This window comes from Marinobacter pelagius (assembly GCF_003315345.1).
Lineage (GTDB): Bacteria > Pseudomonadota > Gammaproteobacteria > Pseudomonadales > Oleiphilaceae > Marinobacter > Marinobacter pelagius_A.
This window is the reverse complement of record NZ_QNRO01000007.1, coordinates 27,446-51,681: the sequence shown is the minus strand read 5'-3', so window position 1 is coordinate 51,681 and position 24,236 is coordinate 27,446. Positions and strand designations below refer to the sequence as shown.

At 57.1% G+C, this 24,236-nt stretch carries 28 protein-coding genes; 11 read left to right on the top strand and 17 right to left on the bottom strand.

Features of this window, described 5'->3' with window-relative positions:
• Nucleotides 1–117: 117 nt before the first annotated feature.
• From DET50_RS08375 to DET50_RS08355, 5 genes are all read right to left on the bottom strand, one after another.
• Entirely contained in the window at nt 118–1,422 is a 1,305-nt protein-coding gene (locus DET50_RS08375) for a TRAP transporter large permease (RefSeq protein WP_113862414.1), read from the bottom strand.
• Nucleotides 1,412–1,906 (bottom strand): TRAP transporter small permease, encoded by a 495-nt coding sequence (locus DET50_RS08370; RefSeq protein WP_113862413.1) that lies wholly within the window; start codon nt 1,904–1,906, stop codon nt 1,412–1,414. Before DET50_RS08370 ends, DET50_RS08375 begins: the two co-directional genes overlap by 11 nt.
• A 60-nt stretch (nt 1,907–1,966) precedes the next feature.
• A complete protein-coding gene (locus DET50_RS08365) occupies nt 1,967–2,980 on the bottom strand; it encodes a DctP family TRAP transporter solute-binding subunit (RefSeq protein WP_113862412.1) in 1,014 nt (337 codons plus the stop codon).
• 190 nt (nt 2,981–3,170) lie between these two features.
• A complete protein-coding gene (locus tag DET50_RS08360) occupies nt 3,171–4,103 on the bottom strand; it encodes a hypothetical protein (RefSeq protein WP_113862411.1) in 933 nt (310 codons plus the stop codon).
• A 36-nt stretch (nt 4,104–4,139) separates the two neighbouring features.
• A complete protein-coding gene (locus DET50_RS08355) occupies nt 4,140–5,525 on the bottom strand; it encodes an FAD-binding oxidoreductase (RefSeq protein WP_113862410.1) in 1,386 nt (461 codons plus the stop codon).
• Nucleotides 5,526–5,758: 233 nt separating this feature from the next.
• On the opposite strand from DET50_RS08355, the gene DET50_RS08350 reads away from it, so the two are divergent.
• The 7 genes from DET50_RS08350 (at nt 5,759) to DET50_RS08320 (ending at nt 10,561) form a co-directional block, all read left to right on the top strand.
• Nucleotides 5,759–7,054, top strand: a complete 1,296-nt coding sequence (locus DET50_RS08350; protein WP_181799952.1) for a flavin-containing monooxygenase — start codon at nt 5,759–5,761, stop codon at nt 7,052–7,054.
• A 187-nt stretch (nt 7,055–7,241) separates the two neighbouring features.
• Nucleotides 7,242–7,427, top strand: a complete 186-nt coding sequence (locus DET50_RS08345) for a hypothetical protein (RefSeq protein ID WP_113862408.1) — start codon at nt 7,242–7,244, stop codon at nt 7,425–7,427.
• Nucleotides 7,428–7,608: 181 nt separating this feature from the next.
• Complete coding sequence (locus tag DET50_RS08340; RefSeq protein WP_113862407.1) at nt 7,609–7,785, top strand: DUF1328 domain-containing protein; 177 nt, start codon at nt 7,609–7,611, stop codon at nt 7,783–7,785.
• 62 nt (nt 7,786–7,847) lie between these two features.
• Nucleotides 7,848–8,171: an ElaB/YgaM/YqjD family protein gene (locus DET50_RS08335; RefSeq protein WP_113862406.1), complete on the top strand. Its 324-nt coding sequence runs from the start codon at nt 7,848–7,850 to the stop codon at nt 8,169–8,171.
• Nucleotides 8,172–8,173: 2 nt separating this feature from the next.
• Nucleotides 8,174–8,665, top strand: coding sequence for a hypothetical protein (locus DET50_RS19420; RefSeq protein WP_181799951.1), 492 nt, complete (start codon nt 8,174–8,176; stop codon nt 8,663–8,665).
• Nucleotides 8,666–8,748: 83 nt separating this feature from the next.
• A complete protein-coding gene (locus DET50_RS08325; protein WP_113862404.1) occupies nt 8,749–9,573 on the top strand; it encodes a CPBP family intramembrane glutamic endopeptidase in 825 nt (274 codons plus the stop codon).
• Nucleotides 9,574–9,607: 34 nt separating this feature from the next.
• On the top strand, nt 9,608–10,561 hold the full coding sequence (locus DET50_RS08320) for a DUF2860 domain-containing protein (protein WP_113862403.1): 954 nt from the start codon (nt 9,608–9,610) through the stop codon (nt 10,559–10,561).
• A gap of 42 nt (nt 10,562–10,603) precedes the next feature.
• Here the strand turns inward: DET50_RS08320 and DET50_RS08315 are convergent, their stop codons facing one another.
• Complete coding sequence (locus DET50_RS08315) at nt 10,604–10,981, bottom strand: nuclear transport factor 2 family protein (RefSeq protein ID WP_113862402.1); 378 nt, start codon at nt 10,979–10,981, stop codon at nt 10,604–10,606.
• 365 nt (nt 10,982–11,346) lie between these two features.
• Between DET50_RS08315 and DET50_RS08310 the strand changes: the two genes are divergently transcribed.
• Nucleotides 11,347–11,553: a cold-shock protein gene (locus tag DET50_RS08310; RefSeq protein ID WP_092001675.1), complete on the top strand. Its 207-nt coding sequence runs from the start codon at nt 11,347–11,349 to the stop codon at nt 11,551–11,553.
• A 118-nt stretch (nt 11,554–11,671) separates the two neighbouring features.
• On the opposite strand, the gene DET50_RS19415 is transcribed toward DET50_RS08310, so the two are convergent.
• The 3 genes from DET50_RS19415 to DET50_RS08300 all read right to left on the bottom strand — a co-directional run bounded on the left by DET50_RS19415 (nt 11,672) and on the right by DET50_RS08300 (nt 13,590).
• Nucleotides 11,672–11,836, bottom strand: a complete 165-nt coding sequence (locus DET50_RS19415) for a hypothetical protein (RefSeq protein WP_175497224.1) — start codon at nt 11,834–11,836, stop codon at nt 11,672–11,674.
• Between the two features lie 121 nt (nt 11,837–11,957).
• A complete protein-coding gene (locus DET50_RS08305; protein ID WP_113862401.1) occupies nt 11,958–12,392 on the bottom strand; it encodes a DUF4399 domain-containing protein in 435 nt (144 codons plus the stop codon).
• 91 nt (nt 12,393–12,483) lie between these two features.
• Complete coding sequence (locus DET50_RS08300) at nt 12,484–13,590, bottom strand: class I SAM-dependent methyltransferase (RefSeq protein ID WP_113862400.1); 1,107 nt, start codon at nt 13,588–13,590, stop codon at nt 12,484–12,486.
• Nucleotides 13,591–13,812: 222 nt separating this feature from the next.
• On the opposite strand from DET50_RS08300, the gene DET50_RS08295 reads away from it, so the two are divergent.
• Nucleotides 13,813–14,433, top strand: coding sequence for a TetR/AcrR family transcriptional regulator (locus tag DET50_RS08295; RefSeq protein WP_113862399.1), 621 nt, complete (start codon nt 13,813–13,815; stop codon nt 14,431–14,433).
• Nucleotides 14,434–14,456: 23 nt separating this feature from the next.
• Here the strand turns inward: DET50_RS08295 and DET50_RS08290 are convergent, their stop codons facing one another.
• Nucleotides 14,457–15,350, bottom strand: a complete 894-nt coding sequence (locus DET50_RS08290; protein WP_113862398.1) for an alpha/beta hydrolase — start codon at nt 15,348–15,350, stop codon at nt 14,457–14,459.
• Between the two features lie 140 nt (nt 15,351–15,490).
• On the opposite strand from DET50_RS08290, the gene DET50_RS08285 reads away from it, so the two are divergent.
• Nucleotides 15,491–15,694: a hypothetical protein gene (locus DET50_RS08285; RefSeq protein ID WP_113862397.1), complete on the top strand. Its 204-nt coding sequence runs from the start codon at nt 15,491–15,493 to the stop codon at nt 15,692–15,694.
• 4 nt (nt 15,695–15,698) lie between these two features.
• On the opposite strand, the gene DET50_RS08280 is transcribed toward DET50_RS08285, so the two are convergent.
• The 4 genes from DET50_RS08280 to DET50_RS08265 all read right to left on the bottom strand — a co-directional run bounded on the left by DET50_RS08280 (nt 15,699) and on the right by DET50_RS08265 (nt 20,390).
• Nucleotides 15,699–18,077, bottom strand: coding sequence for a DUF6351 family protein (locus DET50_RS08280; RefSeq protein WP_113862396.1), 2,379 nt, complete (start codon nt 18,075–18,077; stop codon nt 15,699–15,701).
• 215 nt (nt 18,078–18,292) lie between these two features.
• Nucleotides 18,293–19,282 (bottom strand): aldo/keto reductase, encoded by a 990-nt coding sequence (locus tag DET50_RS08275; protein ID WP_113862395.1) that lies wholly within the window; start codon nt 19,280–19,282, stop codon nt 18,293–18,295.
• A 129-nt stretch (nt 19,283–19,411) separates the two neighbouring features.
• The gene (locus tag DET50_RS08270; RefSeq protein WP_113862394.1) at nt 19,412–19,804 is read right to left on the bottom strand and encodes a hypothetical protein; all 393 of its coding nucleotides are present in this window, start codon (nt 19,802–19,804) and stop codon (nt 19,412–19,414) included.
• A 103-nt stretch (nt 19,805–19,907) separates the two neighbouring features.
• Nucleotides 19,908–20,390: an FKBP-type peptidyl-prolyl cis-trans isomerase gene (locus tag DET50_RS08265; RefSeq protein ID WP_113862393.1), complete on the bottom strand. Its 483-nt coding sequence runs from the start codon at nt 20,388–20,390 to the stop codon at nt 19,908–19,910.
• Between the two features lie 123 nt (nt 20,391–20,513).
• On the opposite strand from DET50_RS08265, the gene DET50_RS08260 reads away from it, so the two are divergent.
• A complete protein-coding gene (locus tag DET50_RS08260; RefSeq protein ID WP_113862392.1) occupies nt 20,514–21,116 on the top strand; it encodes a DUF938 domain-containing protein in 603 nt (200 codons plus the stop codon).
• A gap of 67 nt (nt 21,117–21,183) precedes the next feature.
• Here the strand turns inward: DET50_RS08260 and DET50_RS08255 are convergent, their stop codons facing one another.
• From DET50_RS08255 to DET50_RS08245, 3 genes are all read right to left on the bottom strand, one after another.
• The gene (locus tag DET50_RS08255) at nt 21,184–21,852 is read right to left on the bottom strand and encodes an HAD-IA family hydrolase (RefSeq protein WP_113862391.1); all 669 of its coding nucleotides are present in this window, start codon (nt 21,850–21,852) and stop codon (nt 21,184–21,186) included.
• Nucleotides 21,853–21,958: 106 nt separating this feature from the next.
• On the bottom strand, nt 21,959–23,728 hold the full coding sequence (gene radD, locus DET50_RS08250; protein WP_113862390.1) for a DNA repair helicase RadD: 1,770 nt from the start codon (nt 23,726–23,728) through the stop codon (nt 21,959–21,961).
• Nucleotides 23,729–23,833: 105 nt separating this feature from the next.
• A complete protein-coding gene (locus DET50_RS08245) occupies nt 23,834–24,214 on the bottom strand; it encodes a ribbon-helix-helix domain-containing protein (RefSeq protein ID WP_113862389.1) in 381 nt (126 codons plus the stop codon).
• Between the last annotated feature and the right edge of the window lie 22 nt (nt 24,215–24,236).

Sequence of the window (24,236 nt, the reverse complement as noted above, 5' to 3'; positions counted from 1 at the left end):
TTTTTGGAAACGCAGATATTTTGAACTCTAAGTATTTAAACGTCCAACCCGACTTACGGTCTTCACGGATTCAGGAAACCCGAAACCGGCACAGGTAATTGGGTGCGCTCATTGCTTCTACCAGGTCCCCACCACATAACCAAGCTTCTCCGGCAGCCACAGCGCAATGCCCGGCATGAGCATCACCAACAGCAAGCTGGAGGCCATAGCCACGATAAAGACCAGCGACCAGCCTATGGTGTGTTCCAGGCGGATATTCGCAATACGGGTGGTTACCATCAGGTTAACGGCAACCGGTGGCGTGAACTGCCCGATGGCGATATTCATCGCCAGCAGAATGCCAAACCAGATCGGGTTCCAGCCGAAGTGGTTCATCAGCGGCAGCACGATCGGGATCAGGATCAGGTAAATGGAGATCGCATCCAGCAACATGCCGGCAATCAGCACCAGAATCATCACCAGACCCAGCAGTACCCAGCCGTTTTCAGAGAGTGACAGCAGCGCATCCGCCAAATGCTGGAAGGTACCCAGGGTGGTGCCCGCCCAGGCGAAGATGCCAGCCAGCGCAATGATGAACATGACCACCCCGGAGGTAACGGCCGCCTCGGTCATCAGATTCCACAGGTCCCGAAGGCCCAGATTCCGGTACAGCAGGCAACCGACCACCACCCCGTAGGTCACCGCAACGACGGCAGCCTCCGTGGGAGTGAACAGCCCCGAACGAAGCCCGCCGAGAATAATCACCGGGGCAAACAGCGCCGGCAGGGCTGCCTTGAAGCTGGGCCAGAACGGCGGGCGCTCGACGGTTTCCGGATCTTCCCAGCGGTACTTCCTGGAAAAATACAAGGCCGGCGCCAGCAGAGACACGCCCGCCAGAATGCCGGGGAACAGCCCGGCCGCAAACAGCGCCCGAAGATCCACTCCGGGCACCACAATGGAATAGAGAATCAACGCAATGGAAGGCGGAATCAGAATCGCCGTGGACGACGAGGCCGCAATCAGGGAGGCAGAGAACGGCTGCGGATACCCGGCCTTCTTCATGCTCGGCAACATCACCATCGCCACCGCCGCGGCATCGGCAGGTCCCGAGCCGCTCATGCCACCCATGATGAGACACACCAGCACCGCGACCACCGTCAGCCCCCCGTGCCGGGGGCCAATAATCGCCTGCGCGAAACGAACCAGGCTAGCGGCCACACCCGCCCGCTCAAAGATCAGACCCGTCAGAATAAACAGGGGAATCGCAATCAGCGGGTACTTGGCCACACTGTTGTAGGTATTGGTGCCGAAGGTGCCCAGCATGGCGGGAGGCAGTCCCGCCACAATGCCGACAACACCGCCCACCCCCAGGGCAATGGCCACCGGTACGCCCATGATCAAGGCCAGCAGGAAGCTGGCAACCATCAAAAGATCAGGACTCATGAATCGCCTCCGGATCTGTCTTGCCCCGCAGGCGGTCGATCAGGTTCTGGGTCATGCGGATGATGATGGCCACGGACAACAGCGGCAGCCAGATCACATAGATCCAGTTGGGCAACCCCAACCCCGGTGACAGGGATTCCCACTGATATTCCTGCCAGGCGAACGTGCTGCCGTACCAGGTCATGATGCCCACAACGGTGATACCGGCCAGCCACTGCAGTACAAAAACCACTTTGCACGCCCACGGTGGCAGGTAGTGTTCAATCAGCTCGATGCGAATGTGCTGGTTATGGCGCGCGGCCACCGCCGCCCCCGCAAAGGTGAGCACCACCAGACAGAACACCGAGAACTCCTCGGTGAAGGCGAACGATGCATCCGTCGCGTAGCGGACGATCACGTTGCCCAGGCTAATCCCGCAGATCGCAATCATGGCAATGGTGGCCAGCCAGGCCTCAGGACGAAACTTGGGAGAACGGGACGGCATGAAAACTCCGTTATGGAACAAGCGCCCGCCGATGTTGGCGGGCGCGTGGGCAGGTCTGACTTACTGGTTGCGGTTGGCGACAGCGTCCTGTGCCTGTTTGATGAGGTCCTCGCCTATACGTGACCTCCATTGCTCATAGACGGACTTGGTAGCCTCTCTGAAGGCGTCGCGCTGTTCCGGGGTCAGCTCGGTAACTTCCACGCCGCGCTCCTTGATGGCGGCGAGCGTCTCGTCCACTTCATCTCGGGATTTCTCGATTTCCCACTGGCCGGCATCAATGGCCGCCTGCTTCAGCAGGGCCTGATCTTCTGGGGAGAACTGGTCCCACACCTGGTTGCTGACGGCAAACACCAGCGGATCCGCCATGTAATGCCAGCGGGTCAGGTATTTCTGGCCAACCTGATCGATACGCGCCACGTCAAACACCGACAACGGGTTCTCCTGGCCATCCACGGCACCGGTGGTCAGTGCCGGCTTGGCGTCGGCCCAGCTCATCTGGGTGGGGTTGGCGCCCAGGGCAGTAAACGTATCCTGGAACAGCGGAGAACCGACAACACGGATCTTCAGCCCGTCCAGGTCAGACGGCTCATCAATGGTCAGCTTGGAATTAGACAACTCGCGGAAACCGTTTTCGCCCCAGGCCAGCGGGGTCACACCGCGCTTCTTGATGGCGGCAAAGATCGCCTCGCCCGCCTCGCCCTGGGTAATGGCATCAATGGCAGCGTAATCGGGCATCAGGAACGGCAGTGAGAACAGGTTCAGTTCCGGCACCTGGGGCGACCAGTTGATGGTAGAACCGACCGCCATATCGATCAGCCCGGAACGCATGGCAGAAAACTCCTTGGTCTGGTCGCCGGAGACCAGCTGGGAGTTGCTGTAAATCTTCATATTGATGCGCCCGTCAGAGCGCTCGTTCACCAACTCCACCCACTTGTCAGCAGCCTGGCCCCAGGGGAAGGCAGACGGCAAAACCGTCGAGACGGTGTATTCATCCTTATACTGGGCGTGGGAAGCGCCACTGAACAGGAACGTAGCCGCCACAGCGGCAGCCAGAAGTGAGCGACGTTTCGACATAGCAAATTCCTTCTTATTTGAGTTGTTCGGATCACCAAACGGCAATCAGGCAGCGGACCGCCCAGCGATTATAGAAATGGCGCTAGCGGGAGGCAACGAATACGATTACTCGCGCCGATTCTACCAATCGTAGTAGTAAGCTATTAAAAAACAAATCGGTACCACGACATGATCAGCCTCTTCAAAAAGGTCAGTCATGAACGAACAGCCTCTCAATGTGCGTAAGTCCATCGTGGAGAAATCCATGATGCTCCATCAATGGCTCAGTGCTCAGCAGACCAGCCAAAACAAGAATCGGCACCGGCGATATGGCAATTGCCAAGGTAAAAGCAAAGGCACGCCAGCTAAACTGCCGGCTGACGCCGCACAGCAGTGCAACTCCGCCACCCCCGCCAAGCGCGGCATTACCCGGAAAGTTCAGGCACACCGCCAGCGACAAATAACGGTGTTTCAGTAAGGTTGCTGCCAGTCTTCGCGGTGGGGATAACGCCATAGCCTTTGGCGCGTTGATACGATCCGCCGCAGCTGCTGTCCCACCGCGTGGCAGAACGACACCTATGCGCCCCAGCCAGTTCACAACGACATGCTCGGGAAGCGCCCGCCCTACTCCATACGCCAGCATCAGCCCGCCGAGGGTCGCCATGTAGGCCGCCAATGCACCGGCAGGGCCGAAGACCGCCATGATGAGCAGTCCCAACTCAACCCCCGGGAGAAACGGCATCGCCAGCACCAGGCCGTACAAAATCACTAACAAAACGATGGTGATGGGCCCCAGCGCATCCCGCATCGTCAACAACATAGCCTGAGCATCATGGAATCCCATATGTGACAGGGAATGCCCGAGAACCAGAAGCGTCACCCACACGAACACCATGCAAACGCTGTGGGCTCGGGGATTTGGTAGCCATGGCAAACTGAGGGCGATGAAATAGACCAGCGCGGTGAGCAGCAGTGTTGTGGCTGCCACTCTCAACACCGGGAGGTTCAGCATCTCCACAAGCTCGTATTGATAGACGTGAGTCAGCCGGTGAATAAAAACCACCACCAGGAGCCAGGCCAGGACTGTTGCCGTTACCCTGAGCCAGACCAAACCGCTCGGCAACGCCTTAGGCTTGTGAGGCATGTCTCCCCCCGCATCTCCCTGTTCGAGAAGTGCCGGCTAACGAGGCCGAATATTCTGATTCACCCGGAACAGATTCTCCGGATCATACTTCTGCTTGACCTCCACCAGCCGCTTGTAGGCCGCCCCGTAGGCAAACTCGACCCGGTCAGTCTCATCATGGGACAGGAAGTTGATGTAAGCGCCACCGCTGGCATAAGGCTTGGCAGCGTCAAAGAATGCACGCGCCCACTGGCGGCAATGCTCATCTTCCCCGGGTGTTTCCCAGCGTCCATGCACATTCATCACGTAGTTTGCGTCACGGCTGGAATAGGCCATGGCGTCGTGCGCCACCCGGCCGGTCTGGCCGCCAATCGAGGCAATAAAGATCTCACAGTGGGGCGATGGCAGCTTGCCCCCATACTCGAGCGCAACGCGGATCACATCGTCGGTCAGCTTTACGAAATTGTGGGACTTCCAGTAATTCCGCGCACCGTCCGCCAGCAGTGGGTCAAACGCCTGTTGCCAGTTGGCGTAGGGTTGAACACCGACATGCTCTCCGTGCGCGTCGCCGAACGAACGCAGAGGCGCAATCAGTTGTTCGCCGACTTCCGGGTCCCCGGCGTAGCAAATTGCCAGGGCGACAATCGGCTCGCCATGAACCGATTCAGGCAGGAAGGGCAATGGTGGCGCATGGCGAATCACCAACCACACATTCAGTTCATCGGGCATGATTTCCGTGAAACGCGCAAACTGCGTCAGCACCGACCGGGCCTGCTTGAACGGGAATACCATCAGCCCACTCAACAACTCCGGCCCTACTGGGTGCAGCTGGAACTCAAACCGGGTAACAATGCCAAAGTTACCGCCACCACCCCGCGTGCCCCAGAAAAGGTCCGGATTCTCTGTGGCACTGGCGCGAGTCTGGCGCCCATCGGCGGTTACCATGTCTGCAGAAATCAGGTTATCGACGGTCATGCCGAACTTCCGGCTGAGCCAGCCAAACCCGCCCCCCAGGGTCAGGCCTGCGACGCCCGTTGTGGAATTGATACCCAGCGGCGTCGCCAACCCATGCACCTGGGCAGCCGCGTCAAAATCTGCCAGTGTGCAGCCGGGCCCCACGAAGGCCCGTTGTTTCTCAACATCAACCTCAACGTCCTTCATTTGCGACAGATCGATCATCAGGCCATCGTTGCACACCGCGTTGCCCGCGATGTTATGCCCGCCGCCCTTGACCGAAACCAACATCGACTGATCGCGCCCGAAGTTGACCGCGGCCACCACATCCTCCACCGAATGGCACTGGGCAATCAGCGCCGGCTTCCGGTCAATCATGGCGTTCCAGATCTGACGTGCCTCGTGATACCCGGCATCTTTCGGCTCAAACACAGGGCCACCGAACTGCCCTCTGAAGGTGTTTATCGTTCCTTGCTGTAATGTAGTCATAACCATCTCCTTGCCCCGTAAGGCTCCTCTATCCATCCTGCGCCCTTCCAGCGGGAACACCAGCGGGTTATTAGACTGTTTGAGGACTACGGCGGAATTGTTAGCCGGATTTAGCGAGGAAGCGGGGGAATGCTGGCGCTGGGGGTCAGGTGGGTGTAGCTTGATAATTGAACGCAATGCGTCGATCACCCCCTAACCTCTTCGGGATGCCACCGCATTTGCAGGAGCACCCAATGGACACCAAGGAAGGCCTCGATCTGATTATCGTGGGCGGGGGCATTGGCGGCGTCATCTGTCTGAAGTATGCCAAAGACGCCGGGCTGAACGCGCTGCTTCTGGAGCGCGCTGAGCGCATCGGAGGCCTATGGCGCGACCTCCCTTCCTGGCAGGACATCCAGTTCCGCAAGGAGGATTGGACACTTGGCACCCTCCCGCTCGCAGGCGAGGACCAGCCCAACATCCTGGGCAACATCGAAGCCTGGGCCGAGCGTTTTAAACTATCCCCCTATATCCGCCTGAATGCGCCCGTGACAAGTGCCCGGCCGTGCGAAAACGGCTGGCATATAACCACAGATGCAGCAACGCACGAAGCGAAGTGGCTTATCGCCGCCACCGGTGGACACAATCGCCCCGTCGTCCCACAGGTCGAACGGATCGACTCCTCGATTCTCGAGTATCATTCCTCCGCCTTACCCGATCCCGAAGAGTTGAGAGACAAGCGAGTCACCGTGGTGGGAGGCGGTGCTTCCGCGTACGATCTTCTGGATCTCTGCTTCGCCCACGGCGCGCGCAGTGTCGCCTGGATCTATCGTTCCACCAAGTGGATGCGGCCGACGCGCCAATCCAAACACCTTGGCACCGACATGCGGGTCCTGGCCAGATACCAGATGCTCTGCCTGCCGGCGAGCATGCTCCATCGACTGTCCAACAAGGATCTGCGGGCGAGGTACGCGAAAGCGGGTATCAACGAGGTCATGCCAGAGGTCGATTTCGACATCCGTCACGACCAGCTCATCCCGGGCCGGCCGGGCATGATCAAAAACTTTGCCCAGATTGAACGCCATCGCGGCGAAGTGAGTTCACTGAGCGGCAAGACTATCAAGCTTTCAAGCGGCGAAGAACTGGAAACCGATCTGCTGCTCTGGGGTACCGGATACAGTGTTGACTTCGGTTTCCTCGGCCTGGAAGTACTTAACAAGGCAAGAAACCTCAATGAGATCAGCAGTCGCTGCTACTCGCGCTTCCTCTCCGCCGACGCTCCCAACCTCTTCCTGCTGGCACCGGGCGTGCTCGACACCAATACCTCGACGCCCTGGGCCTATGCCCACGTGGCCAAGTCCATCATGTCTCACATCGGTGGCGAGTCGGTTTTTGTGAGGCCGCCAAGTCATGCATTTACCAACCATTTTGATCTCGTCAAGCTACTGGCGCCGCAGGACAGGGGGAGCTACCCGTTTGGTATTTGGTACCTGAAGTATCTCTGGCTTGCACTGTTCCATCCCTGGAGACGACCGATGCCTATCCCTTGAGATGCGATGCGTGCTTCGAAACCGGGGCAGACTTGCTTCTCACGCTCATTCCTCGCCCACGGACACCAAACTGCTATTCTCTTTCGTAAGACCAACACTTACCCCGGCTGCTGATGACTGCAGGCCTGACATTGTTGCCGGGCCTTGAGCAGAAAGTGATTAAGGACCAAGAACCGAGGAAACGGACATGAAATGGATCGTACTGATCATTATCGGCGCCATTGTGGCATTTTGGCTTTATCGGGGCCGTCGCAAAAACAGCATTGAAGATCCTGAGGTGAAGACCTTCGAAGAGAAGGATTACTACCTGACATCCGATGAGAACTCATCGGATGAAGAGTCGTACTCTGATAAAAATAATCCGCGGCACTGACTCTTCGGGAAATTCTCTGCAAATGCAGTAGGGACAGAACTTAAAAAGGTCAGATCACTGGTCCCGGAAAGCATTCCCGGATGGATGCCCGGTTACCGTCCGTCAACCTACCTGGCTAAAAATTGCGCACACACGGGCCGCGTGCCATGCTTAAAATGCACCCATGGAAGGAGGATAGGAAATGCTCTATTGGGCTGTCATATGTCTGGTCATTGCAATCATCGCCGGTGTTCTCGGTTTTGGCGGTATCGCAGGGACTGCTGCCGGCTTTGCGAAGATACTGTTTTTCATCTTCCTGGTATTGCTGGTTGTGTCGTTGGTGGTTAACGCCCTGCGAGGCAGAGGTCCAAAAATCTAGCGAATGCCATCAGCATCGGCTCGCCAATGGAACGGTAAACCCCTTGATTCAGGAGACGGAAAATGGAAACCAAATCCAGCCAGGACGAATACAGGCAACTTCAGCAGGATCTGAAGCAGCTCCGTGAGGACCTGGCCAATCTGACCCGCTCGGTAACCGAGAGTCAGAAAAGCAATATCAGCAACCTCCGGGACGAGATTCTCCGGGAGGGTCATGAGGCGTTTGATCAGGTCAGGAAAACCGGCAACGATGCGATGAACCGGGCCAAGGACACCGGTGCAAAGGCGGTTAACGAGGTTGAGCACAAGATAGAGGAGCGGCCGTTCCTCAGTATCGTGATCATGTTCCTGGCAGGTGTTCTGGTTGGTAAGTTGCTCGATCGCTGACCATGCCTGACTCAGCACCAATGAAGGATGCGGTTCGCAAAGCCGTTGCCGCGGTCACGGGATTCATACTCGCGCTGGTTTTGCTTACCGCCCTTCTGATTACCGGGTTCTACCTCCTGATCCAGGCTGCCATCCTGTCGCTATCTCCATATCTGGGGCAGGCCGGGGCCATGGCGGTGGTGGGTTCCGGATGTGCACTCCTGCTGGCCGTCTTCTTCTGGCGCATGACTACCAGGCGCTCCTCCGCAAAGAGCAGCATAGGGAAAACTGCGGGAACGACATCCGGTATCGATAAGCTACGGGAGTTGATCCGGGAAAATCCGTTGGAATCGGCCCTGGCAGCGTTCGCAGTTGGCCTCGCACACGAATCAGATCCCCGGCTCAGAACCCTTTTGATGCAAGGGGGCATGGAGCTGATGAAACAGACCGACTCGCCCCCAGAGCCAGCCCCAGAACACAAGACCCACGAAGATCACAACGGCGTTGAGACTTGAAACATAGCTGGTTAACCCGGCTATTATCATTGTTGAGTGGGACCGCTTGATTCCGCAGGCGCCCATATCCGGGACTCCAGACGATGCCTTCACCCGCTAAAATCATGCAACCCGATGCCATCCCGTTTCGGTCGATGGCACTGTTTCTGGCCCTTACCTTCGGCATCGCCTGGGGAATCCTGGCTGCCTTCATCTTTCTCCCGGAGACCATGGTTGGGCTGTTCGGTGAAATCACCGGCCGGCACCCTTTGTTCTACCTTGCGGTCTGGGCGCCGGCCATCTCGGCATTCATTGTGATTTTCCGATGGTCCGGCCAGGAAGGAATGCGCAGGCATCTTGGTCGTGCCCTCCTTTGGCGCTGTTCATGGCAATGGTATGTCTTTCTTCTGCTCGGAGTCCCCCTGGTGTTCTTTGCAGGCTCACTCCTCAGGGGGAATCTCTCGGAGATGGCCTTTCCTTTCGCCTCCGCTTCATCCTTCCTGGTCGCGCTTTTTCTCATCGCGATCAAAGGCCCGGTCGAGGAATTTGGCTGGCGTGGTTTGGCGCTACCTCTGCTCCAGCGCAGGATGGCCCCGATCTGGGCGGCCCTCATTATCGGCGTCATCTGGGGCGTTTGGCACACACCGGCCTTCCTGTTGAGCGGCACTGAGCAAAGCGCCTGGTCATTTTTGCCTTTCTTCACCGGCACCATCGCCCTGAGCGTTATTGTCACGCCACTATTCAATGCGTCCGGGGGAAGCATTTTCCTCCCCGCACTTTTTCACTTCATGCTCATCAATCCCGCCTGGCCCGATGCCCAGCCCTACGACACCTATCTGTTTGCGCTGATTGCCGTCGTCATCGTCTCGCTGAACCACAGGACCATGTTTACTCGTAAATACAGCATTACAGAGGTCGTGCCTCCATAACGCCTGCCCACTCCATGATTCTCGGAGCTTTCAAATGAAAAGGTATCTGGCACTTTCCACCCTGGTCATCGCACTGCCTGGTTACGCGCAGCTGGCTCCCGAGCAAGGCATCAGCGGGGAGGTTTCATTGAATGCAGTTGTTACGTCTTCAGCCTCCAATTTCAATACCGACGGTAATGCAACCATCACATCCCTTGAGAACAAGGCCCAAAATGAATCAGAAAGCCTGATAGCGCCACTGGGCAATATTGCCTACACCTTTGGCAAGGAACTGGGGCAGCAAATCTACTTTGGTACCAAACGGGAAGATATTGCCGTCGGCACACTGGCCGTTCAGCTTGGATATAAACACCAACTCGGCTCCGGCACCGTTGTCGATGTTTCCTTTTTACCGACTGTGATATCCGGAGAAACCTGGCAGAATCCCTATCAGCTCAATACCGCCAGACAAGAGACGGACGTTACAGGCAATGCCTACCGCCTGAAGCTGGACAGCATCTCGGGATCCAGCTTCAGCCTCGATCTTGCCTACGCCACCACAGATGTGGAGGAAGACCTCAACGCCGGCACGGATCTGGCCCGCGATGCCGAAAGCTACTACGCGAAAGGCAGCTACCGATTCACTGTATCGCCCACCAGCTTCGTCACACCGTCTGCCATTTTTATCCAACATGACGCCGATGGCAGCGCCGACAGCTTCGACTCTTATGGTGCCGAAGTCAGCTGGGTCAATCTTCTGGGCAGGCAAAGCCTGGTGTTAACGGCGGGGTTCGCCAGCCGGGACTATGACAGCGCAAGCACGCTGTTCAATAAAAAGCGTTCGGATGACGAGTTCAGCCTGTTCGCTGCCTACGAATACGCGGAATTCATGGGATGGGAAGACTGGTCGTTCATTTCCTTCGCCGGCTATGGCGACACCCAATCCAACCTCACCTTCTACGACGAGTCTTCGTACCTGCTGGCAGTTGGCATGAACTACAGGTACTGATCAGGCCAGGCCGTGATGGACTGACCAGCCCTGGCCATTCTTTCACTTGGCTGACGGCAGGCTCCCACCCAGCATGTTTTCAATCACTGCCGCATTATAGAAAGTTTCAACGCACTGGATTTTGTCTTCCCGCACACGAAACCATACGGCAAGGCGCACGTCCCCGATTGGCTCGAAGTAGGTACGGTAGTCCAAGATTGCAAACACATGCTCACCGTCGGCACTGAGCTGCCGGAGGACCAGATCTTTCTGGATGGCAAACATACCGAACTGGTAGGCCAGCATGTCGTCCCGGCTCAGGAAACGCATATTCGGGCCCACATATTCAAACCCCTCGGCAGCCAGCAAGGCCTTTGCCTCATCCAGCCGCTGGGCACGGATATCCGCGATGAACTGAGCCACAATGTCTTTCGGCTGCATCAACAAGCTCCCAACAAGCTCCAACTCCTTGTATAGCAGAAAACAGAGCGGTGACAATGCGCTGAATACGCAGAGACTGCCCCTACAACATGGGTCTGCAGGAGGCAATCCCGAAGAGAGTGAGAAAATAAATCGGGGTTTTCAGAAAACATTTAAAACTTTGCTATGCAGGGCCTCTTAATTAGCGTACTGTCTATGTCGTTGGAAAGATTTAGCAAAGCATTTCACGAATAAGACCTTTTGTGTTGTCACACCTCTTGTCCTGTTTTTGATCCTGCACGTTTTTTGTTTCCCGCATATCGCTGATCAAAGGTCACAACGATCTTTTGACGGCACATTAATGATTAATTTCAGGATATCTATTTATGTCTACAATTACCGGCAACGTTAAGTTCTTCAACGAAGCAAAAGGTTTTGGCTTTATTTCTCGTGAAGGCGGTTCCGACGTCTTTGTTCACTACAGCTCTATTCAGGGTAGCGGCTTCAAGACTCTGGCCGAAGGCCAGGAAGTTGAGTTCAGCGTGACCCAGGGCCAGAAAGGCCCACAGGCAGAGAACGTAATTGGCCTGTAAATAACAGCCAATACGTGATGAAAAAAGGCAGCTAAGGCTGCCTTTTTTATTGAATGCCGAAAACCGAGTAAAAACGGGACAGATTTATTTCACCCAACCTGCCCCGGCTTCCGAGAAATCATTGACCACTTTTCAGGTTAATCTGCTTTGAACCTGTAGTGGAAAACTGCCCACTTTTACCTTTATCCACATACTCAACAGACCCGCCAGATTTTATAAAAGCAGCAGTCTGCTCCTCAATCTGGGCAGAGGTTAATGTAGATTTTTGAGGTTTCTTGCTCATCATATTTCCCCAAGTTAAATCCTGGCTTATTCGCCAACATTAATCGTCCATAATACCCGAAACCGGAAAAAATTGTTGGAAACACCCCAAACCAACAATTACACCAGCTCAGGCCCAACCATTACTCCACCGTGATGGTAATTTTCTCGGACATCACAGGCGGCTCGTGGGGCACGTGCATATGGTCACCCACCAGCAGTTGCAGGGTATGCTCGCCCGGCGACAACTCCAGGGTAGTCTGGGTTTGTCCGCCGCCAAAATGGATATGGCGTTCATCTGCAGGAACCGGTTGATCCATCGCCGGCATCTCATCGACATCTACGAGCAGGTGATGGTGGCCGGTGCGCTCGCGTTCCACGCCAGCTGGTGCCACCCCCAGCCCCTCCAGGCCGAACCTCACTGTCACCGGCGAACTCACGGTCTGCCCGTCGGTTGGCGTTACAAAGTACACCGCCGCCCCTTCAGGCGCAGGCGTCGCGGCATGGGCCCCGGCAACCATCGCGGCAGCAAGACCTGAAGATAGGAAGATACGTTGTACGCTGTTGATCATGCTCATGACTCACTCCTTGAATCAGCGGACTGTCTTTCAATTGTAGGACACAGCTCGGGATCTTGCTGAATATCTACCTTCGGGGCTGGTCAACAGCTCAGGGCCGGCATACATACCAGTAGTTCTGGAAATCATGCTCCAGCTCATGCACGTCGATATTCCGGAAGCCCGCCTCACGGAAATACTCCAGCGCTTTCTCCCTCCCCCACATGGCTCCCAGGCCCTCGCCACCCTGTGCCAGGGAAACCGTCATGCAGTGCATGCAGGACACGGTGTAAAGCAACGGGCCGATCGGGTGGTCCCTGTCACTGTGATGATGGCTTGATCCCTTGATGTCCTGCGCCAGATAAACACCGTCGTCAGCGAGCGATTTGCGGATGCCCCGCAACACAGCAAGCGGGTCCCTTTGGTCGTGCACGGCATCGAAGGTGGTGATCAGATGGTAAGTGCCGGGCCGATCGCTGTGTTCAAGGTCACTGACGTCAAATACCTGGAAGCTTGTGTTGTCGTTCCCGAGTGCCCTGGCTTCCTGGCTGGCATACCGGACGGCATCCTCGGATATGTCGTACCCGGTAAACTGGCTGTTCGGGAAGAGCCTGGCCAGCTTGTTCAGTGCCCGCCCCCTGCCACAACCGACGTCGAGTACGTGGATCCCTCTTTCCAGGCGCTCAATAAGGCCTGGTACGAGCGGGAGGATATCCGTTTCCAGGGCGGGAACAACGGACTGACCGCTGTCCTCAGCCATAACCTCGTGAAACCGCTCGAAACGCTCATAGGGGACGCCTCCCCCATTGCGAAAGCAGTGAACGATGTCATCCTCCACCGAGCCAAGCAGCGGAATATACTGCGCAAACACCGCTATGTTGTCTGTCGGTGACTTCCGGCACAGGCTGGCAGCGTATTCCCTGGGCAGGTAGTAGGTTTTTCCTGCGGGATCATTCTCGACAATGTTGCCGACGGTCATCGTTCCGAGCCATTCCCTGACGTATCGCTCATTCAGTCCAGCCTTTTCCGCAATCTGAGCACTGGTTGCGGCCGGCATCTCCGCCATGGCGTCAAACAGTCCGGTTCGGTGGCCGACCGAGACCATCAGAGCCAACGCCCCGGCGTTCAGTGTATCCACCATGCGGTCGCCGAATGCCTCTGCCAGCGCTTGATCTGTTTCGGTGATGTCATAAGTGAGAGTCTCTGCGTTGCTTATCATGGTGCTATCCTCCTTATTAGTATTAACGGGTTGTTTCCCGCTAAGAACAGGATGTACCTGGAAGCGAAAAGCAACCAGAGAGCACATGGTATGGTTTTACCAGAAAGCTCCGAATCTTTTTAAAACAATGGGATACAGAGCCTTAAGCGTGCCTTTGGGCACTGGCGGTCGGGGTTCCCGCACGGAAACCATACTCAGGGTATGGTTCCCCGGAGGTGGCAGATGGAAAAAGGTCAGGCTACCCGTGATCGGTTGTTGGACATCACCGAAAAATCCGTCCTCAGGAAGGGCTTTGGTGCAACCTCAATTGAAGAAGTGATTGCCGAGGCCGGCATAACCAAGAGTGGCTTCCTGTACCATTTTTCCAACAAGAACGCCTTGGCTCGCGCCTTGTTGTTGCGCTACATGGCGCGTGAGGACGCCCTGCTAGATGACGTGTTTGCCCGTGGCCGGGAATTGACCGAGGACCCTTTGCAGGGATTCCTGGTGGGGTTGAAGTTGCTGGCAGAGATAATGGAGGACCTGCCCCATGAATATCCAGGCTGCCTGGTGGCAACCTACTGTTATCAGGAAAGCCTGTTTGATCGAGATGTTCGGGAACTGAACAGGCGAATTGTCCTGAGTTGGCGTGCGCGGTTTCGCACGCTGTTAGACCTGATCTACGAACGTTACGAACCCCGGGACGCCATCGACCCGGATGCGTTGGCCGACATGGTGTCAACGGTCATCGAGGGAGGCCTTGTTCTGGGTCGGGCGACCGGAGAGCGGGGCCTTTTGCCCCACCAACTTATGCTGCTTCGAAGTTACATCAAGCTGTTATTCGAGCCAGACGCGTCGAGGTAGCAGGGCTGCCTGGGGCGCTCGCTTCACGCCGGCAGCTGGCGCCCCAGAAACTCAAGCTGTTCCTTGATGGACTGATCCAGAGCGTCACCCCGATACACATCAAAATGCCCGACCGGATAGTGCTTAACTTCGGAGTTCAGCATTTTTTCGGCCGCTTTGGCCGCAGCTTTTGCCGGGGCGACCGTATCGCGGTCGCAAATCAGCACCAGTGCCGGACAGGTCACTTTGCTGGCCAAACGGGTGGGCCGGAAAAGAGGGATCGTATAACTCACGCCCGCAGCAACGTAGTTCGACGCATTCTCGGCCAACAGAGGCACATACCCCTCCTGGCAATCCTGCGCCGTCATCATGCCCAACTCCCCGGGGCGGCCCGCCGAGGCGATGTAGCGGGGAGACATCCCCAGCCAACGGCGAATCCAGTCTACCGTTCCGTGCCAAGTCAGGCGCATCGCCTGCATGATGCCGGCATAACCGACAACACCCAGCAGAGATGCCAAACCATCCATCATGGGGCATTGGGAGATGATGCACTGCACGTTTCCATCCTGTGCCGCGGCCGCGATCACAAGCCCACCAGAAAACGACGTTCCCCACAGACAAATGCGGCTGCCGTCGATCCGCTCCACCTGGCGCGCAAAATTCAGTGCCGCCAGCCAGTCAGCCACTTCCTTGCTGGGGCTCAGCGCCTGGCGTGGCTGACCATCACTGTCCCCGAAATGGCGGTAGTCAAAGGCAAAAACCGCATAGCCCGCCTTGCAGAAGGCTTCTTTAAACGGTGCGAGACCACTGGCATGAGTCAGCCCAAAACCATGCGCCATCACGATACACGGAAAATTCCTGCTGTCGGCATCCGGCGTATAAAGCACACCGCGACAGGTTGTACCCTGGCTCGGGAATTCCAGTGGCGTTTCGATCATTGCTCGGCTCTCATACGTGAAGGTTGAGAATCTCAGGATAGCTCATTGATTCAAGATGGGATCCGTATGAGATTTTTTGGGGTCCCCAAGCAAGTCCGCAGAAGATAAGGTAAACCTTTTCCGCCGGAGACATTCACGCTATGGACACTGCGATCCTTGTTTGGGGGCTCATCTTCAGCTCCATTGGCATCGGTTATTTCATTTACGGGCGAAGGCAATCGAATATGGTCGTCCGCTGGTGCGGGCTCGCGCTGATTCTTTACCCGTACCTGATAACCGATGCCGTGATCATGGTGGCTGTCGGCGTCGGGATTATGTTGATCCCCCGATTCGTTGAACTTTGAACCGCTAGCCCGCGGGCCGGCCCTGATCGGGCTGGCTGTAGTCGCAGACCCCGTCCGGGAAAATGTCGTTCAGGCGGGCAACTTCCTCAACCGTAAACGAGACCGGCCCATAGGTTCCATCCGACAGAGCAGCGTCCACCGACTTCAGACTGCACTTGAAAATGCTGCCTTCAATGGAGCCACCCGCTTCCATCCTTGAGGTGGTGTAGGTCGGGAATCGGCTGGTACAGGTTCCAGCCGCCTCATCATCCAGGATGCCGTTCCACACGGTCTCACCGGCATCAATTAATGTGCCGTCCGTATCGAAACAGGCGTCCTGGGCTTCCATCGGGCGGTTGGCGGCGATGCCCAAATCCGGATTTTGCTGGATGTTGGTGATCCAGTCGTGCAGCACTTCCAACGCCATCCAGGTCTGGTTGAATTCCTCCCGGGGTTCCGGTTCATCCGGGTCTGAGTAGTCCGTTGGCCGGGCGTCCGTGAACCAGATGACCTGATTGCCGGCATCGCCCATCCGGTTAATGATGCGCTGGCGGGCGGAGAAGGACTGGTGACTGTTGTGCATATCCAGCACCTCTTCCAGATAATGCCGCCAGTCAATGACCGGCATATTCAGCTGGCCATCAAACACCAGTCCAGAGTTATACGCGGCGCGGATGGCCTCCACATCACCCTCGGTGCGCGGGGCCGGTGTCACTCCACTGTCCGGGCTCAGATTCATGTTGCGCGAACTCCATGGATCAAAGGCCGTCGGATCCGCCAATACGTCGGAAACCGAGCCCAGGAACGGAAAGCCCTCCTGGACCATCTCCGAAGGTTGCTTCCATCCCCCTATCTGGGCGTTCAACTTGAGGAACTCCACCTTTGTGATGTTGCCTTCCCGGAGCGCACGGAGACCGTACTGGACACCCACGTTGTCGAACAGGGTGCGGGGTTCGCCGTTTTCATCCACGCCGTAGATGTTCTTGGCGTCCGAATAGTGAGTCCAGTGCACATCGTCCATAACGCCCTCCGGCTGCATCAGTTCCTGATTCTCAGCCCAGCCAAAGTGCGGGTTCATCACCAGAGGCGTCAGACCACGCCAGGCAGGAATGCATTCGGTCATGCCGGGCGCAGTGCTATAGCCCAGCATCTGTTTGATCTGGGCAAACGGGTCGGGATACTGATCGTTGGAATTCAGGCCCACCAGCCAGCTACGGTTGGACGTGGTCTGCCATTTGGGATTGCCCCGGTCGGTGGCATCCATGTAGTACTCCAGCAGCTCACAATCCCCAATATGAATGGTCTGAGTCACCATGTCCGGATAGGAATACTGCGGCACACCGCCGTCCAGCAGGTCCGGATGGTTCTGCGAGTACACATACTGCTGGATGCCTCCCCCAGAGCCACCGATCGCCACGGTGTAGTCCGGCACACCAAAACGCTTGATGAAATGCTCCTTCACCATCAGTGCTGTCTCGCCACCGACCTGCAGGTTGTAATGGGGGCTGGTGCGAGTGCCGGTGGAATAAATCACGGCGTAGCCCTTCTGCAACGTATCCGGCTGCAATGCCCGGCTGTTGCTGATGGATCCCTGAGAATGGCCAATCCCGACACCCCCCTGGAAGTGGAACAACAGCCTCCCGTTCCAGTTAACGGTGGACGCCTCCCAGGGCTCGTCGCCGGCTTCGGCAAGGGTCGCGAAACTGTAGATGAAGCGGTTGATGGTGCCCCGCTCCTGGCGAACGATAAAGTCCACGGTGCGGCCGTCCGTCAATTGCGCTGTGGCCATATCATCCGGACGGCTGCCGTCATCCGGCAATGGCGCCCAGCTGCCGCCGGTGGTGCGGTATAAAAAGGTGACATAGGATTCGATGGAACAGTCCCGGCTCAGGCCAATCTGGCTGCCCTGCTCATCGAGGACGGGAAAACCCGTGTCACCATCGGTATCCACAAAAGGCTGCTTGCCTAATTCCGTGGTCACAGTGCAGACAAACGGGTACTGCTGGGGCCCCGAGAAAATAGGACCAGTGACGGGGTAAGCGGTGATATCGACGGACGCCAGCGGCCCCTGGCTACGATGGTGGAGCTCCAGCCGGTTCTCGCCTTCCCGAAGCCCGGACACCAACACCTCATGTCCATGGCGCCCGGCGCGGATCTCCGGATTGACGGGCTGACCATTCAACCAGAAATCCAGCTGTCGCAGACGTGACTGCACCGCCGGCTCTGATTCAATGGGGTGGCCCTTGAACAAAACCTGCACCAGCACATCCTCACCGGACACCTGGTCCGGCGCGCTGGAGAGCACTTTCAGATCGTAGTGGGGGTTGGCCGCATGGCCTGTGACTGGCAGCCAGGCCAGGGCCAGGATGATAACCAGGGGTGTAAACAGCAGCTTCCATTGCATGGTGAATTCCCTCTCTCCTGATGTTTTTAGAGAAGCGCATTCACCAATATGGCCCAATCTGTACAAAAAACAAACATCCCATGGCAATTGGGGCTTGCAGAAATGCTACCGAAGGCGGCTGAAAATCAGGGGTTTCAAACAGCTCAGGCACAAGGCACCGGACTCCCTACAGCGAGCAAACTTCCCGCTGCAACGAGCCCGGCCCCGACCGAAAATTACCGGGTCGGCGGCGCCATAAACTCGGGCCCTACAGGGTCCTTGATGCACCTCGCCAGAATGTCATCAATCGCGGCCATCGCTTCCTTGTCGAGCGACCAGCCTTCGATGTCATCGATCGGGTCCAGCTGTTCCGGTCTTCTCGCACCCCATAGCGCGGTAGTGACACCGGGCTGATCCACCAGCCAGCGAAGCGCCAGGGTGAGAACATTTTTCTGATACCGCTCGCGGGCAAACTGATCCAGTTCCGCGACGGCATTCAGGTATTGGCGATAGCGGTCCCCCTGGAACTTGGGATCGTTCTTGCGCAGATCGTCACCGGTGAACTGGGTGTCCTCCCGCATCTTGCCGGTCAACAGACCACGACAAAGCCCGCCGTAGGTGACAGTGGCGATGCCGTTGTCCCGGCAATACGGCAGGATCTCCTGCTCGATCTCCCGTTCAAACAGGTTATACGGAGGCTGCAGGCTATGAAGGGGCACGCTCTTCTGCAGCTCATCCATCTGGGAAGGCGTGAAGTTGCTGACACCAATGGCGCGGATTTTTCCGGCCTGGTAGAGATTTTCCAGCGCCCGGGCGGTCTCTTCCATGGGCGTCTTCGGATCCGGCCAGTGGACCTGGTAAATGTCGATCCGGTCCGTCTGGAGGCGTTTCAGGGAATCCTCAACCTCCCGCTCTATGCGCGAGGCGGTGGCATCCCGCCAGACCTTATCGTGATCGTCGTTCCAGTTCAGAGCTACCTTGGTGGCCAGGGCAACCTGATCCCGACGGCCATCGGCGAGGGCCTTGCCCACGATCTCCTCGGAGCGCCCGAAGCCGTATACCGGCGCCGTGTCGACCAAGCCGATGCCTTTGTCGATGGCCCGGTGAATCGTATCGATGGACTGGGCTTCGTCTGTTCCGCCCCACATCCAGCCGCCAATAGCCCAGGTTCCGAGCCCGACGGGTGTGACCTGAATGTCGGTGTTTCCGAATGTTCGCGTCTCCATGCTTCCTCCCATTGCCTTGAAAACCGTTTGGAGCAAATGCGGCACTGTGAATGCTTCGTACCAGAGACATGCGAGGGAGGACGCGTGAATTCAACCCCGACAGGCAAACAGTAATGACTCAAATGATCGTCAGTTGCGTTCCTTCAAGACCGAATAGATGCTGCGAACGGCGGCAACCTCTGACGCTTCAGATTCGATCAGGTCCTCCAGCAATTCCAGAACCCGCTTTTCATCATTACTCCGAAGACTCGGCCAGAACACATAGGGAATGACATCCGGATTCCGGATATAGAAAAGCGCGGCTTCCTCCGGTTTGGCGGTATCGCCCCTAAGCCCGACGGTAAATCGCTGCCCACCGCTGTCCACCAGTGTAACCACCAGCGATTTTTCAGACTTCACTTCTCGAACTTCACCAACGGTGATGGGAGCCTCGAGAGCAGGGACGGAAGTAATGTAATACTGAACACCGATAAACCCCAGAAGTACGACTAACAGTACCGCCAGGGCGATTGATTTCATCATGGATACAGCCTGAATAAAGGCGCCGGAGCCCGGCGCCACCGGGATTGAAGCAAAGTGCCTGGCGGATCGATATCGAGGGCTTTGACGTCGTGAAAACCATCCCTCAATGATGGTGGCCGCCCGGGCCGTGGGCGTGACCGTGGGCAAGCTCTTCCGAAGTAGCGGCGCGTACTTCAAGGATTTCAATATCAAAGGTCAGGGTTCTGCCGGCCATCGGATGGTTGGTGTCGACATCGGCGAACTTGTGGCCGACCTTGGCGACGACCACATGGCGCGGGCCCTGCTCGGTTTGCACCTGGGCGATCATGCCCGGCTTCCAGCGTTTGGCACCGATCAAATGCTTGATCGGCACGCGCTGAATGGCATCGGCCTTGCGCGGACCATAGGCTTTATCAGGGGTGATGGTGACACTGAAGCTTTCGCCGGCGTCGCGACCTTCCAGGGCTTCCTCCAGGCCCCGGATAATGCCGCCGTGGCCATGCAGGTAGGCGTTCGGCTCGCCGCCACGGGAGCTTTCAACAACGTTGCCCTGTTCATCACTGACGCTGTAGTGAAACAGGACCACCTGATTCTTTTCGATTGGCATAGGATTCTCCGTGACGGTTCAAGGTATGCCATTATAACCAGCAGCGACTTTATTCTCAGCTAATCACCAAAGCATCGGGTAGCGGCAGCCACTGTCGCCACCCGTTAGAGGAGATATTACCCGATGACCAACGACCTGCCCTTTTCCCAGGCCTGTGAGAACAACAAAGCCCCGATCCTGGAGAAGTTGCAGGAAATCTTTAATACGCCGGCCAAGGCCCTGGAAATCGGAACACTCACCGGACAGCACGCCGTGCATTTCGCAAAGGCCATGCCCCACCTGCAGTGGCAACCGAGTGACCATCCTGAGGCCGCTGATCTGTGTCGTCCCCGGCTGGAGCAGGCCGCCCTGCCCAACATCCTGCCCGTGGTTGAGCTGGACGTAAGCGATGCCAACTGGCCGGTCGAAACCTTCCAATGGGCCTTCTCCGCAAATACCGCCCACATCATGTCATGGAGTGAAGTCGAGAAGATGTTCCGTGGTATCGGTGAGCGCTTGTCTGAAGACGGTGCCTTCTGCCTGTATGGCCCTTTCAACAACCAGGGCGAGTACTCGAGTGACAGCAACCGTCGTTTTGATCAGCACCTGAGAGCCCAGGCCTCCCATATGGGCATCCGGGACCTGGTAGACATCAGCGCTCTGGCGGAATCGGCCGGAATGACGCTTGCTGAAAACCACCCCATGCCTGCCAACAACCGGCTACTGGTGTTTCGGCCAATACATTGAGATGGTCGCCCAGGACCCTGCGAACTGACGACCAGCTCAATATGAAGATTGCCGGAGTGCGCAATGTTCAGTGCAGTGACATCAGTTTGTCTGCAACCTCAACAAGGCTATCGCCCGTGACATCGGGGGGCAGAAAGACATCGCCAGGCTTGTATTCAAGGCGCGAACACCAGCCTGAAACTGCACCGGCCCGTTTTGCACCATGGCAATCCCAGGCATGCACGGCAACCAGCGCCAGGCGCTCAATCGGCGTACCCAAACGTTTTGCAGCGAAACGGTAGATTTCCGGATGAGGCTTCCAGATACCCGCGTCCTGCGAGGTGACTACGTGGTCAACAAACCCGGAAAGCCCTGCACCTTCGAGGAAACGGCGTGTTTTGTCAGGACTGTTAACGGTGAGGCATCCAACGGACACGCCCGCCTCAGAGATCTTCTTCAGCGCCGGCGCGGCATCGTCGAAGGTGGGCAGCGTGGAAAACCCTTCGATCACATATTCAATATCACGCTCACTGAGCGTGTATTTCGTTTCCGTGCGGAGTGATTCCCGTGCAAGAGCTTCGAAGGGTGCCGTGTCACCGGCAAGGGTCAATGCCATGGCATCGCGTTGAAAGCGCAGGAACCAGGGCTGCAGAATGGTCGCTGGCTGGCCAACCGCTTCCATCCGGGCTGCCAGCGGATCCAGATCAATCAATGTCTCCAGGACATCAAATAAAACTACGTTCGGTCGGTCAGCCATATCCAGAGCCTCCCTATGCCGGTGTAGGTTCATAGGAGTGTAGTTCAGGGTATCGCGGTATGCTGATTTGTGGACTTATGGAAAACCGGGCCAGAAAAACCCGTCCTTACGCCTCATTCGCCTTACGATAATTGCCCTGATAATCAAAAATCCGTTCCTGCACCTGCCAATAGTGCTTCTGCTTGCGGGCGATGACGAAATCCGGGGCCGACAACAACACCTGCATCTCCAGCACCTCACCCGGCTCGTTGAACCTTTTCGGCGCCTGGCCATTCGCGAAACGGCGCCCGAAAAGTTTGTTGAAGACAGTACGCTGTGCCGGCTTGCCGAAATCAAACGACTCGCTGAGCTCTTCCCCATCCTCGCCGTGATAGGTGATCCTCAGCTTGTTGCCATCAACGCTTAACGTGATCCCGGCGCAACGGATCACCATGGCATCCTTGAGTTTCAGCGCATCTCTCAGCTGATCGTCCGGGTCAATGATCGCTTTGTGGCACTGCTGGCAGTTACGGGCCGCAATATCATTCTCGGCACTGCAGTGCGGGCACTCCTTGAAGCGGAAACGGTAATCGCATTGTTGGGGGCGCCCGCCCAGCCCGGCAGGTTCATCCCCTTCCGCCGGTTCCAGCAGCCCCTGACACCGGCGGCCGTAGTGCTCGATCACACGACCGTCACTGTCGGTTTTCCCCCAGAAGATATTGGCGAAACCACAACCCGGGCAGAACACCTGCACCGGCTCACTGTCGGGGTTCGGTTTCGGCTCCCCCACCTCCGGGTGGTGCAGGTTCACATGGTTGCCCGCGTAATCGATCACCAGGCAATCCCGTTTACCGTCGTCCAGACGAAGGCCTCGGCCCACGATCTGCTGATACAGACTCACCGACTGGGTCGGGCGAAGAATGGCGATAAAATCCACATGGGGCGCATCGAAGCCCGTTGTGAGCACGGACACATTCACCAGATACTTCAACTGCCGCTGCTTGAAGCGCTGAATCAGCAAGTCCCGATCCTTCAGGTCGGTCGCGCCGGTCACCAGAGCAGTCTGGTGCTCCGGCAGATAGCCGGTGATCTCCCGCGCATGGTCCACCGTGGCCGCAAAAATCATCACGCCCTGGCAGTCGGCAGCCAGCTCCATCACCTGCTCGATGATGGCCCGGGTCACACGCTTATGTTTGCTCAGCAGCTGATTGACGTCCCTCTCGGCGTACTCGCCAAAGCGATCCTGGGCCAACGCGGAGAAATCGTATTGCGCCACCGCCGCGTTCACCAGTTCGGGTTTGGTGAGATAGCCCCGATTGATCATGTAGCTCAGCGGCAATTCGTAAATGCAGTGCTGGAAGGGCTTATCCTCTTCACTGCGGACAAAGCCCCGGTAGTGATAGCGATAGATCCAGCCCATCGCCAGACGGTAGGGTGTGGCGGTCAGCCCAAGTACCTTGAGGGCGTCATTCTGCTGCCGCAGCAGCTCGATGATCCGCTGATACTGACTGGTTGCCTCACCGCTGACTCGGTGGCACTCATCGATGATCACCAGCGAGTATTCATCTCGGAATTCATCGAGATTCGCCGAGACGGACTGCACACTGGCAAAGGTCACCTGATGCCCGCTTTCCTTACGTTTCAGCCCGGCGGAGAAGATACCGCCCGTTAAGCCATAGCTCTCATACTTGGCGTGATTCTGTTCAACGAGCTCTTTTACATGGGTCAGCACCAGAATCTTGCGCCGGGCTAGGCGGGCCAGCTCGGCAATGACCAGGCTTTTGCCGGCGCCGGTGGGCAGGACAATGACGGCGGACTCATCGGATTTGCGGAAATGATTCAGCGTGGCATCGACGGCTTCCTGCTGGTAGGGCCGCAGTTTGAGGGGCGTGTTCATATTGCAGGGCTATATCGGCTTCGGGCTAAAGAAGGGCAATACTAGCAAATGCTGTTGCCTTTAGGTGTCAGCAAAAAACCGCCTGCCCCGCTGTACGTTTTGAGGTCAGTGCCTTGCTTTGCTCACCACTTCCGTTGTTGCCCGCTCACCGGGTTCGCCCGCGAGAATGCGGTCTGCATCAAGTGAAGCGATCGGTACCCGAGTATCCCTCGGAACGTCGCCGCTCAGCTGCAGCTCAAGATAGCGCAGCGCACAGACTCTCAGAAAGGATGTGAAATTGCCGAGATCATGGCCGGCATCAATGGATTCGTGGTAAAGCCGGGTGATCATCTGCGGCAGGTTCATACCATCCCGTTCGGCCAGCTCTGACAGTACCTGCCAGAAGGCGTTTTCCATCCGCACACTGGTCACCATGCCATCAATACGCAGGGAGTGGGTCCGACTTACCCAAAGCTCCGGGTCGGCGTTGATAAAGAGCTTGCACATGACGGCCTCCCTGGGGGTGTGC